The sequence below is a fragment of the Streptomyces sp. NPDC051364 genome, assembly GCF_040682115.1.
Lineage (GTDB): Bacteria > Actinomycetota > Actinomycetes > Streptomycetales > Streptomycetaceae > Streptomyces.
The window spans coordinates 73,540-85,405 of sequence record NZ_JBFBAH010000029.1; the positions used below are offsets into that span (position 1 = coordinate 73,540).

At 72.7% G+C, this 11,866-nt stretch carries 8 protein-coding genes; 2 read left to right on the forward strand and 6 right to left on the reverse strand.

Going from position 1 to position 11,866, the window contains the following annotated elements:
- Positions 1-126 precede the first annotated feature (126 nt).
- Positions 127-804 (forward strand): methyltransferase type 11, encoded by a 678-nt coding sequence (locus AB0M76_RS35230; protein WP_365956826.1) that lies wholly within the window; start codon positions 127-129, stop codon positions 802-804.
- Positions 805-835: 31 nt separating this feature from the next.
- On the opposite strand, the gene ftsH is transcribed toward AB0M76_RS35230, so the two are convergent.
- The 6 genes from ftsH to AB0M76_RS35260 form a co-directional block, all read right to left on the reverse strand.
- Complete coding sequence (ftsH, locus tag AB0M76_RS35235) at positions 836-2,752, reverse strand: ATP-dependent zinc metalloprotease FtsH (protein ID WP_365956827.1); 1,917 nt, start codon at positions 2,750-2,752, stop codon at positions 836-838.
- Between the two features lie 139 nt (positions 2,753-2,891).
- On the reverse strand, positions 2,892-4,460 hold the full coding sequence (ffh, locus tag AB0M76_RS35240) for a signal recognition particle protein (protein ID WP_266636366.1): 1,569 nt from the start codon (positions 4,458-4,460) through the stop codon (positions 2,892-2,894).
- Between the two features lie 197 nt (positions 4,461-4,657).
- Positions 4,658-7,099, reverse strand: a complete 2,442-nt coding sequence (locus tag AB0M76_RS35245) for a [protein-PII] uridylyltransferase (RefSeq protein ID WP_365956828.1) — start codon at positions 7,097-7,099, stop codon at positions 4,658-4,660.
- A gap of 17 nt (positions 7,100-7,116) precedes the next feature.
- Entirely contained in the window at positions 7,117-7,455 is a 339-nt protein-coding gene (locus tag AB0M76_RS35250) for a P-II family nitrogen regulator (RefSeq protein ID WP_030162445.1), read from the reverse strand.
- The gene (locus tag AB0M76_RS35255; RefSeq protein ID WP_365956829.1) at positions 7,452-8,798 is read right to left on the reverse strand and encodes an ammonium transporter; all 1,347 of its coding nucleotides are present in this window, start codon (positions 8,796-8,798) and stop codon (positions 7,452-7,454) included. Before AB0M76_RS35255 ends, AB0M76_RS35250 begins: the two co-directional genes overlap by 4 nt.
- A 392-nt stretch (positions 8,799-9,190) precedes the next feature.
- Positions 9,191-10,624, reverse strand: a complete 1,434-nt coding sequence (locus AB0M76_RS35260) for a hypothetical protein (RefSeq protein WP_365956831.1) — start codon at positions 10,622-10,624, stop codon at positions 9,191-9,193.
- 479 nt (positions 10,625-11,103) lie between these two features.
- On the opposite strand from AB0M76_RS35260, the gene AB0M76_RS35265 reads away from it, so the two are divergent.
- A complete protein-coding gene (locus AB0M76_RS35265; protein WP_365956830.1) occupies positions 11,104-11,772 on the forward strand; it encodes a bifunctional DNA primase/polymerase in 669 nt (222 codons plus the stop codon).
- Positions 11,773-11,866: the final 94 nt, after the last annotated feature.

An 11,866-nucleotide genomic window follows, 5' to 3' on the forward strand; every position in this document is an offset into this window, starting at 1 on the left:
GAATGGTACGGCGCCGGGCGCGTCGAGCGTGAATCGGGTGGCGCACTCCTCTGGACGCGGGGGCGAATGGGGAGTTCTCTGGCAACGGGGGCAAGGGGGCGACAAGGAATCAGGAGCGCTCTTTCGATGACACCGACGCCGACGGCGACGCTCGTCGCCCGGGACTGGGCGGAGATCCAGGAACGGATGCTGGTACCGCTGTACGAGGCGGTCTACGACCGGCTGGAGGTCGGGCCGGGCGACCGGCTGCTCGGCCTCGACTGCGGGTCCGGGCTGGCCCTGCTGCTGGCCGCGGGGCGGGGAGCCGTCACCACGGGCGTGGAGGCGGATCCGGCGCGGCGGGAACTGGCGCGTGAGCGGCTGCTGGACGTGGTGCCGGCCCCGCCGGCCGCCGCGCGGCCGTACGACGTGCTGCTGGCCCTCTCGCCGTCCGAGGCGGCCCTGGCCGCGGCCCTGCCGGCGGTCCGGCGGGGCGGGGCGGTGGTGCTGGCCGACTGGGGCCCGGCGGAGCGGTGCACGGTGCCCGCGGTCCTGGGTGGCGGACCCGCGCCGCAGGATCTGGACGCGGCGGTGGCGCGGGCCGGGCTCTCGCCCGACGGATCGGGCCGGGTGTTCTGCCCCTTCGGGTACGCGGACGTGGACAGCGCGGTACGGGGGCTGCTGTCGGCGGGGCTGTACGAGTCCTCCTCGGATCCGGCGCAGGTCGAGAAGGAGCTCACGGAGGCCCTTCACCCGTACGAGCGGGCGGACGGCACCGTCTGGCTGCCGAACATCTTCCGCTACGTGATCGCCCGCGTGCCGTAGCCGCAGCCGCGGGCACGGAGGGCCTGCGCCGCTACTTCGACAGGCGGGGGATGCCGGCGGCCGCGTAGGCGGCAGGCTCGTCCAGGGTTTCGTTCGCCAGCAGGGCCTCGGTCAGCGCGTCGAGTTTCGGCCGGTGTTCGCGCAGCAGCCGGCAGGCCTCGACGTAGCACTCGTCGACGATCCGCCGCATCTCGTGGTCCACCGCGTCGAGCGTGGCGGGTGCCGCCAGCAGCCCGTACGGACTCTGCGCGTCCGCCGGGATCGCGGTGAGGCGGCCGACCCGCTCGCTCATGCCCCAGCGGCCGACCATGCCGCGGGCGAGGTTGGTGACCTGTTCCAGGTCGTTCTCCGCGCCCGTGGTGATGACGTCGAACACGACGTGCTCGGCCGCCATGCCGCCCAGCGCGCCGATGATGCGGCCGCGCAGGTACTCCTCCGTGTACGAGTAGCGGTCCGCGTCGGGGGTCGAGAGGGTGACGCCGAGCGCCCGGCCGCGCGGCACGATCGTGATCTTGCGGACCGGGTCGGCGCCCGGCTGGAGCATGCCCAGCAGGGCGTGGCCGCTCTCGTGGTAGGCCGTACGGCGGCGCTCCTCCTCGGGCATGACCAGCGCACGCGCCGCGCCCAGCTGGACCTTCTCGAGGGCGTCCATGAAGTCCGCCTGGGTGACGTGGCCCTGCTTGCGCTTCACCGCGAGGAGGGCGGCTTCGTTGGCCAGGTTGGCGAGGTCCGCGCCCGTCATGCCGGGGGTGGTGCGGGCCACCTGGTCGAGGTCCACGTCGGCGGCGAGCGGGATGTCCCGGGTGTGGATCCGCAGGATGGCCTCGCGGCCGGCCCGGTCGGGCGGGGAGACCGACACCGTGCGGTCGAAGCGGCCGGGGCGGGTGAGTGCGGGGTCAAGGACGTCGGGCCGGTTGGTGGCGGCGATGACGACGACGCCCTCCGAGCCGGAGAAGCCGTCCATCTCGGTCAGGATCTGGTTCAGGGTCTGTTCGCGCTCGTCGTGGCCGCCCATGGCGGCCCCGCCGCCGCGGGCCCGGCCGATGGTGTCGATCTCGTCGATGAAGACGATCGAGGGGGCCACCTTGCGCGCCTCGGAGAAGAGTTCGCGGACCCTGGAGGCGCCCACGCCGACGATCATCTCGATGAACTCGGAGGCGGAGGCGGAGAAGAACGGCACCCCGGCCTCGCCCGCCACCGCCCGCGCCAGCAGGGTCTTGCCCGTGCCGGGCGGTCCGGCCAGCAGGACACCGCCGGGCATCCGGGCGCCCAGGGCCCGGTACTGCTGTGGGTTCTTGAGGAAGTCCACGACGTCGTTGAGCTCGCCCTTGACCTCGTCGATGCCGGCCACGTCGGCGAACGTGGTGCGCCTGCCGCCCTCCAGCTCCACGGGCTTGGGCGGCTGCTTGCGGCCCAGCCCGCCGACGCCGCCCATGGCCGAGCCCATGCGGCGGGCGATGAACACCCACAGGAGGACCAGCAGCAGCATCGGTGCCAGCGAGATCAGCAGATTGGCCAGGAAGCTGCGCTGCACGACGACCGGTGAGGCCGTGACGACGACGTTGTGCTTGCTGAGGTTCGCCCACAGGTCGTCGTCGGCGAAGGCCGGGCGCTGGGTGACGAACTTCGTGTAGTCGCCCTTGTCGCCGTCGGGCAGCGGCTGCTTGTTCTTCAGCTCGCCCTGGATGGCGTCGCCCTTGGAGTAGATCTTCGAGACGTTGCCGTCGGCGACCTGCTTGCTGAACTCCGTGTACGAGACGGTCGGCTCGTCGCCCGCGTTGAAGTACGACAGGGCCACGTTGGCGAGCAGGAAGACGATCAGTGCGGCGAGGACCAGTCCGCGCCAGCCCCCGGGCATCTTCCTCTTGGGCGGCGGCGTCGGCGCGCCCTCGGAGCGCCAGGGCGTGTCGGCGCGTTCGCGAGGCGGTACGGGGGTGGGGCTGGGCACGTGGCCTCCTTACTGCCGTCCTCGTGGCCGACGATAAGGGATATAACGCACTATTGCGCCCGCAGAACTTACACGGAAGGGCCCCGGCCGGATGATCCGGCCGGGGCCCTTCCCGATGCGACTGCGCTTACCGCACGGGTTACTTCATGAACTTCTTGAACTCGTCCGGGAGGTCGAAGTCCTGGCCGGGCTGGCCCGCGGCGGGAAGGCCGAACGGGCTGCCGGTGGCGGGCGGGGCGGTCTGCGGGCCCTGCTCGCGGCGGGCAGCTGCCGCCGCCTCCTCTTCCTTGCGCTTCATCGGGTTGCCGCTCTTGCGCTTGCCCTTGGCCTGCTTGATCTGCTTCTTCTGCCGGCCGGGGCCGCCGCCCATGCCCGGGATGCCGGGCATGCCGGGCATCCCGCCGCCCTGGGCCATGCGGGACATCATCTTGCGGGCCTCGAAGAAGCGCTCGACGAGGTTCTTGACGGCGCTGACCTCGACACCGGAGCCCTTGGCGATACGGGCACGGCGCGAGCCGTTGATGATGTGCGGGTCGTGGCGCTCGGCCGGGGTCATCGACTTGATGATCGCGGCGGTGCGGTCGACGTCGCGCTCGTCGATGTTGTTGATCTGGTCCTTGATCTGACCCATGCCGGGAAGCATGCCGAGCAGCTTGGAGATGGAGCCCATCTTCCTGACCTGCTCCATCTGGGCCAGGAAGTCGTCGAGCGTGAACTCCTTCGGCCCCTTCGCCAGCTTGGCCGCCATCTTCTCGGCCTCGGCCTGGCTGAAGGTCTTCTCGGCCTGCTCGATGAGGGTGAGCATGTCACCCATGTCGAGGATCCGGCCCGCCATGCGGTCGGGGTGGAACGCGTCGAACTCGTCGAGCTTCTCGCCGTTCGAGGCGAACATGATCTGCTTGCCGGTGACGTGCGCGATGGAGAGCGCGGCACCGCCTCGGGCGTCGCCGTCGAGCTTGGAGAGCACGACGCCGTCGAAGCCGACACCGTCGCGGAAGGCCTCGGCGGTGTTCACCGCGTCCTGGCCGATCATGGCGTCGACGACGAAGAGGATCTCGTCGGGGCTGACGGCGTCGCGGATGTCCGCGGCCTGCTGCATCAGCTCCGAGTCGATGCCGAGGCGGCCGGCGGTGTCGACGATGACGATGTCGTACTGCTTGGTGCGGGCGTACTCGATGGAGTCCTTGGCCACCTGCACCGGGTCGCCGATGCCGTTGCCCGGGGCGGGCGCGTAGACCGCGACACCGGCGCGCTCGGCGACGACGCTGAGCTGGTTGACGGCGTTGGGGCGCTGGAGGTCGCAGGCGACGAGCAGCGGGGAGTGGCCCTGGCCCTTGAGCCAGAGGCCGAGCTTTCCGGCGAGGGTGGTCTTACCGGCACCCTGGAGACCGGCGAGCATGATCACGGTGGGCGCGGTCTTGGCGAAGCGCAGGCGCCGGGTCTCGCCGCCGAGGATCGAGACGAGCTCGTCGTTGACGATCTTGAGGACCTGCTGGCCCGGGTTCAGGGCCTTGGAGACCTCTTCGCCGCGGGCGCGTTCCTTGACGTTCGCAATGAAGGAGCGGACGACGGGGAGGGCGACGTCGGCCTCGAGGAGGGCGATACGGATTTCCCGCGCCGCAGCGTCGATGTCCTGCTCGGAGAGGCGGCCCTTGCCCCGGAGGGACTTGAAGGTCGCGCTGAGGCGGTCGGAAAGCGTATCGAACACGGTGGTCGCGATTCCTCGGGTCGGGGGCGTGTGGTCGCCCCCCAGGGTATCGGGCCCTTCCCCTGTCCGGGGACCCGCCCGTTCCCGGTACGGCCCGCCGCCCCGTCCACCCCTGCCGACCGGCTCCGGCCGGCGCCATGGGCTGCCGCTGCGCGGGGCGGGGAGCAAGCCCGCGCAGCGGGACCTGTGGCCCCGGGTCAGTGGAGGCTCGCCTCCAGGGCGGCGGCCAGGGCCGAGGCCGCAGCCGGCGCCAGCGGTTTGCCGTCGGCGTCGACCACGTACAACGAGTCCACGGCATTGGCACCGAGGGTCGAGACGTGCGCGCTGCGGACCCGGACCCCGGAGGATTCCAGCGCGCGCCCGATCCGGTGCAGCAGGCCCACCGCGTCCGGGGCCCGGACCTCCAGGACCGTGGCCAGGGAGGAGACGTTCGGGACCACCGTGACCCGGGGCGGCGGCGGGACCACCCCGCGCCGCCGCGGGTACGCCGCCTCGCGGTCCGCCAGCTTCGCCGGGACGTCCAGAGAGCCGTCCAGCGCCCGGATCAGGTCCGTCCGGAGCCGGGCGGCCTCCGGCAGAGCCCCGTACTCCGCCGCCACCCGCCAGCGGAGGACCAGTACCTCGCCCGCCAGATCCGTCAGCTCCAGCGAGCGCAGGTCCGCGGCGCGGACCGTGAGCCGGTGCAGCGCCAGCACCCCGGCGACCGCCGGGAGGACCCCCGGCTGGTCCGGGACCGCCACGACCAGCTCGACCCCGACCGCGTCGTCCTCCTCCTGGCGCGCGTGCAGCGCCAGGACCGGCTCCCGGGTGCGCAGCGCCTCCACCGCGAGGCGTTCCTGCTCCGTCGTCGGGATGACCGGCTCCGCCGCGACGGGCGCAGCCCCGCCCAGGACCGACGCGACCCGCGCCACGAGGTCCGCCACCAGCGAGCCCCGCCACGTGCTCCACGCCGCGGGCCCGGTGGCCAGGGCGTCCGCCTCGGTCAGCGCGTGCAGGATCTCCAGCGTGCCGAGCGATCCCACGGCCTCCGCAACCGACCGGACCGTCGCCGGGTCGTCCAGGTCGCGCCGCGTCGCGGTGTCGATCAGCAGCAGGTGGTGCCGTACGAGCACCCCCAGCACGGCGGCGTCGTCCGCGTCGAAGCCCACCCGAACGGCCACGTCGCGGGCGATCGTCTCGCCCGCCACCGAGTGGTCCCCCGGCCAGCCCTTGCCGATGTCGTGCAGCAGCGCGGCCATCAGCAGCAGGTCGGGGCGGCTCACCCGGCGGGTCAGGGCCGAGGCGCTCACCGCCGTCTCGACCAGGTGCCGGTCCACCGTCCAGGTGTGCACGGGATTGCGCTGCGGACGGCACCGCACCCGTTCCCAGTCGGGCAGCAGCCGGGTGATCAGGCCCTCGGCCTCCAGGGCCTCCCAGACCGCCACCGTCGGCTCCCCCGCCCCCAGCAGGGTGAGCAGCTGCTCCCGCGCCTCCGCGGGCCACGGCACGGGCAGCGGCTTCGCCTGCGCCGCGAGCCGGCGTACGGCGTGCAGCGACACCGGCAGTCCCGCCTGCGCGGCCGCGGCGCCGAACCGCAGCGCCAGCACCGGGTCCCGGTCGGGCCGGGCCGCCAGGGCCAGGACGGCCTCGCCGTCGGACTCCACGACCCCCTCGGCGAGCGGCGCCCGCTCGGCTGCCGCGGCCCCCCGCGTCCCCAGCAGCCCGCGCAGCCTCGGCCGGGCCGCCCGGGCCCGCAGGACCCGCCCGACCTCGCGCCAGGTCACGTCCCCCGCGTACGCGACGACCCGCGCGGCCTCGTAGACCTCGCGCAGCAGCGCGTCCGCGTCGAGCAGGCCCAGCTGGGCGGCGACCTGGTCCTGTTCCTGGAGCGCGAGCCGGTCGGTCGCCCGGCCCGTCACCAGGTGCAGGGCATCCCGAGCGTCCAGCAGCCGCCGCCGGGCCTCGGCCAGCCCCTCGCGCGGGGCGTCGGCCAGCCAGGACGCGGCGACCGCCCGCAGTGCGGTGGCGTCGCGGAGCCCGCCGCGGGCCTCCTTGAGGTCGGGTTCCAGCAGGAAGCGCAGCTCCCCGGCCCGCTCGGCCCGCTCCCGGCACAGCGCGTGCAGCTGCGGGAGCCGCTTGGCGGCCTGGTTGCGCCAGTCGGCCAGTACCGAGGTGCGCAGGCCCGCGAGCAGGCCCGCGTCTCCCGCGACCGGCCGGGCGTCCAGCAGCCCCAGGTGCACCTTGAGGTCCTCGGCGGCGGTCTTGCGCGCCTCGGCCGGGGTCCGCACCGAGTGGTCGAGGGCCACGCCCAGGTCCCACACGGGGTACCAGATGCGGTCGGCGAGCGCGCTCAGCGCCCGCGGCTCCGCCTTGCCGTCGTGGAGCAGCAGCAGGTCGAGGTCGCTGCGCGGGGAGAGTTCGGCCCGCCCGTAGCCGCCGACGGCGACGAGGGTGGCGCCCCGTACCCCGGTCTCCCTCAGGGCCGTGGTGAACAGGGCGTTCAGCCAGTCGTCGGTCAGCCCGGCCAGCGCGGAACGCCGCGAAGGCCCGGACCGCGACTCCTCCTGGAGGAGTCGCAGCCGGGCCGCGGCGTACCCGCTGGGTCCCGAGCCGGACGGATCGCCGGAATCACCCGTCGTGGTCTGCTCGACGCTCGTCACCCAGGAGCTCCCATCGCCTAGAGCGCTTCTGCGCCGCGCTCGCCGGTGCGGACGCGGATGACCGCGTCCACGGGGACGCTCCACACCTTGCCGTCACCGATCTTTCCGGTGCGGGCGCCCTGTACCAGGACGTCCATCACCGATTCGGCGTCGTCGTCCTCGACGACCACCTCGATACGGATCTTCGGTACGAGGTCCACGGTGTACTCGGCGCCGCGGTAGACCTCGGTGTGGCCGCGCTGGCGGCCGTAGCCGCTGGCCTCGGAGACGGTGAGCCCCTGGACTCCGAAGCGCTGGAGGGCGTCCTTGATCTCGTCCAGCCGGTGCGGCTTGACGATCGCGGTGATCAGCTTCATGCGTCAACCTTCTTGCTCGCGGCGGCAGCGGGGACGGGGGTGGCGGTGCTCCGGGAGGAGGCGCCGCCGCCGGCTCCGCTGAAGTCGTAGGCGGTCTCGGCGTGCTCGACCTGGTCGATGCCGGAGACCTCGTCGTCCTCGGTGACCCGCATCCCGATCGTCTTGTCGAGGAGGAAGGCGAGGATCGCGGACACGACGAGAGAGTAGGCGAGGACGGCGAAGACCCCGATGGCCTGCTTGCCGAGCTGCTCCAGGCCGCCGCCGTAGAAGAGGCCGGCCGCGTCGGACTGGACCCCGCCGGTGGCGAAGAAGCCGACCAGCAGCGAGCCGATCACACCGCCGACGAGGTGGACGCCGACCACGTCGAGGGAGTCGTCGAAGCCGAACTTGTACTTGAGGCCGACGGCCATGGCGCAGACGACACCGGCGATGACGCCGATGGCGATCGCGCCGAGCGGGGAGCAGGAGCCGCCGGAGGGGGTGATGGCGACGAGGCCCGCGACCGCGCCGGAGGCGGCGCCGAGGGTGGTGAAGGAGCCGTGGCGCAGCTTCTCGTAGCCGAGCCAGGCGAGCATCGCGGCGGCGGCGGCGACCTGGGTGTTGACGAACATGACCGCGCCGACGCCGTCGTCGTTGCCGAGCCAGGATCCGGCGTTGAAGCCGAACCATCCGAACCAGAGCAGACCGGCGCCGAGCATCACGAGCGGGAGGCTGTGCGGGCGCATCGGGTCCTTCTTGAAGCCGACGCGCTTGCCGATGACCAGGATGACGCCGAGGGCCGCGGCGCCGGCGTTGATGTGGACGGCGGTGCCGCCGGCGAAGTCGATGACGCCGAGCTCGAAGAGCCAGCCGCCGGCGCCCCAGACCCAGTGGGCGACGGGGAAGTAGACGACGGTGACCCACAGGGCGGTGAACAGCGCCCAGGCGCTGAACTTCACGCGGTCGGCGAGGGCGCCGCTGATCAGGGCGGGGGTGATGACTGCGAACATCAGCTGGAAGACGGCGAAGACGTAGACCGGGATGGTGTACCCGTCCCACAGCTCGGTGATGCCGATGCCGCTGAGGCCGACGTAGTCGGAGGACCAGCCGATGATGCTGCCGGAGTCCGCGCCGAAGGCGAGGCTGAAGCCGTAGAGGACCCAGAGGATCGTGACGATCCCGAGGCTGATGAAGCTCATCATCAGCATGTTGAGGCTGCTCTTGACGCGGACCATGCCTCCGTAGAAGAAAGCGAGTCCCGGGGTCATCAGCATGACCAGGGCGGAGCAGATGAGCATGAACCCGGTGTTCGCAGCAGACAGCGTCGGGGCGTCTGCGGCGAGGGTCGTGATGGCTGATGCCATCGGCGTCTCCTCGTCGTCGGTACGTTCGCGTGCGGGCGATCGTGAAAACCTGAGCGGCGCAAGGCGTAAGGCCGGGGGGTGGGGCCTGGGGGCTGGCCGGTTATTGACCCTGAGATTCGCGCAGGCCGGTTTCCGGCGGCGCAGCTCGGTGTTTCGCGCCGATGACGAAGGCGTCCGGGCTGTTACGGGGTGATGAACTGCGACGGACGACCGCAACCATCAATTGAGGAACCACGACGGCGAGCAACCGCCTCCGCGAGAGCGGCGCCGGTTCAGGCGCAAAAAAGAGGCCGGCCGCGGCAGTGACCCGGGGGACCTGGCTGGGGGAGCCTGATCGGGCTTCACGGGGTGACTGCCGCGGCCGGGGCCTTCGGGGGCGGCCGCTCGGGCCGTCAGACGGCCTCCGCGGCTTCGGGGAGCCGGGAGGCGAGCTGGTCGGTCAGCCGGACCACGTCGGCGACGTCGCCGTACTCACGGGCGGCGGTGTCGACGGTCTTGCGCAGCCGCGTGTTCACCCTTTCGGACCGCACCTTTCCGGCCACGTCGAGGGCGCGCCCGACGAGGACGGTGGCCTGCTCGGGCTCGCGCTGGATCAGGTGCACGGTGGCCATGCCGATGAGGTTGAGGGCGTACGAGCGCTGGTGCTCGTCGTCCTTCCCGAAGAGCTCCACGGCCCGCTGCATCACGGGTTCGGCGAGGGAGGCGTACATGGGGCTGCGCCCGGCCACGTAGGCCAGGTCGCGGTACGAGTGGGAGTTCTCGCCGTTGAGCTCGGCCTCGGAGAAGAAGCGGATCCAGTCGGGCTCGGGCTCGCCGCCGAAGGCGACGTCGGAGAAGGTGTCCTCGGCCATCCGGACGGCCCGCTTGCAGCGGCTGGGCTGGCCCATGTTGGCGTAGGCGCGGGCCTCCATCGCATACAGCATGGCCTGGGTGCGCGGGCCGGCGCAGTCGCGGCTGCCGTACTGCGCGAGGTGGATGAGTTCCAGGGCGTCCTCGGGGCGGCCCAGGTGGATCATCTGGCGGCTCATGCTGGAGAGGATGTACGAGCCCAGCGGCTTGTCCCCGCCCTCCTTGGCGGCGTGCAGCGCGAGGACGAAGTACTTCTGCGCGGTGGGGTGCAGGCCGACGTCGTAGCTCATCCAGCCGGCCAGTTCGGCGAGTTCCGCGGCGACCTTGAAGAGCCGCTTCATGACGGGCGCCGGGTGGTTCTCCTGGAGCAGGTCGGTGACCTCGTGCAGCTGGCCCACGACGGCCTTGCGGCGCAGTCCGCCGCCGCACTGGGCGTCCCACTGGCGGAACATCACGGTGGTGGCTTCGAGGAGGCCGAGTTCCGGTTCGGAGAGCCGCGGCGGGCGGTGGCCGCTGAGGGCTCCGGCCGCTCCCGCCTCGCGGGGGCCCGGGTCGGCGGCGGGGACCGGGACGAGCCAGCGCTGCATGGGCTCGATGAGGGCGGGGCCGGCGGAGAGGGCGAGGGAGGTCCCCAGGAAGCCGCGGCGGGCCAGCATCAGGTCGCTGCGGGAGAACTCGCCGAGCAGCTCGACGGTCTGCGGGCCGGCCCAGGGCAGGTCGACGCCGGAGACGGAGGGCGTCTGGTGGGCGGTGCGCAGCCCGAGCTGCTCGATGGCGACGACGGAGCCGAACCGCTCGGAGAACAGCTCGGACAGGATCCGCGGGACGGGCTCGCGGGGCTGTTCGCCGTCGAGCCAGCGGCGCACCCGGGAGGTGTCCGTGCTGATGTGGTGGGCGCCCATCTGACGGGCGCGCCGGTTCACCTGGCGGGCGAGTTCGCCCTTCGACCAGCCGCTGCGGACGAACCAGGAAGTCAGTTGCTCATTGCGGGCTGCAGAGCCCGGGACCTCCGGCTCCTCGCTCGTTCCGCTTGCGCCGTTGCCGCTCACAGGAACGCCCCCATCCACTCAGCCTCTTCATACGAAACCCTGGCTGGGGCGGCGAGCGCCGCCACGGACCTTCACAGGTCCTCCACAAGTTGCCTCCGGCATAACCACGGACGCCACGCCTTCGGGGTTTGGTGCACTGAAAGTAATCCTACGATCACCCCTGCCGCGAGGTCGATTCCGGAAACGCCACCATTCGCCACCCCTTCGAATGAACTAGCCACCGGCCAGGCGCGATTCACTTGACACCGAGGCGAAAACGATCGGTTGGACGGGAGTGCACCAGGGGCGCACGCGGCGAGGAGTGCGCCGGGTGGCCCTCGGGACACCGGGCTCGCACCCGGCCCCGCATCCCGTCCCGCCGACGTCGTAACCACCGGCGCGTCCGACCCGTTGGAGGGGGCATGGGCATGGGCTTCACGATCGGCGGCAGCCGCAGCACCAAGGAGTTCCGTTCCGGCTCGCGGCGCCGCGGCCGGACGTCGGAGTGCACGGCGGTCGCGGAGTACACCGGGCTGTGGGGCTGGGACGTGGTCCCCGGCGCCCGCGCCGCGGCCCCCGCCCGCGACTGCTCCTGCGGTCATACGAATTGCCTCACGCCGGGGGCACATCCGCTGCCCCTCGCTCCGACCGTCCCGGCCGGCGCCACCCTCGACGAGGTCACCGAGACCTGGGGCGGCTACCCGGGCGCCGCGGTCCTGCTCCCCGTGGGCCGCGCCTTCGACGTCATCGAGGTCTCGGAGGAGGCCGGGCGCCGCGCGCTGGTCCGCCTCGAGCGGATGGGCCTGCCGCTCGGGCCGGTCACCGCGACCCCGGACGGCCGGGCCCAGTTCTTCGTCGCCCCGGGGGCGGCCGCCGAGCTGCCGCAGCTGCTGTACCGGATGGGCTGGGACGACGCCGACCTCGACCTGCGCGCCCTGGGCGTCGGCGCCTTCCTGACCGCCCCGCCCTCCGACCACGCGGGCCTCGGCCCGGTCGGCTGGCTGCGCCCGCCGGCGCTCGACTCCGCGGGCGGCCCGCCGCAGGCCCGGCTGCTGCTCGGCACCCTCGCGTACATCTGCCACCGCCTGCGGCGCTAAGCGGTCTCGGGGAAGTGGGGCACGCCCCCGCGCCGCCCGGCACGGCACCTCGCCGCGTTGTCGCGGCACCCGAGTACGCCCGGTACGGGGGCGC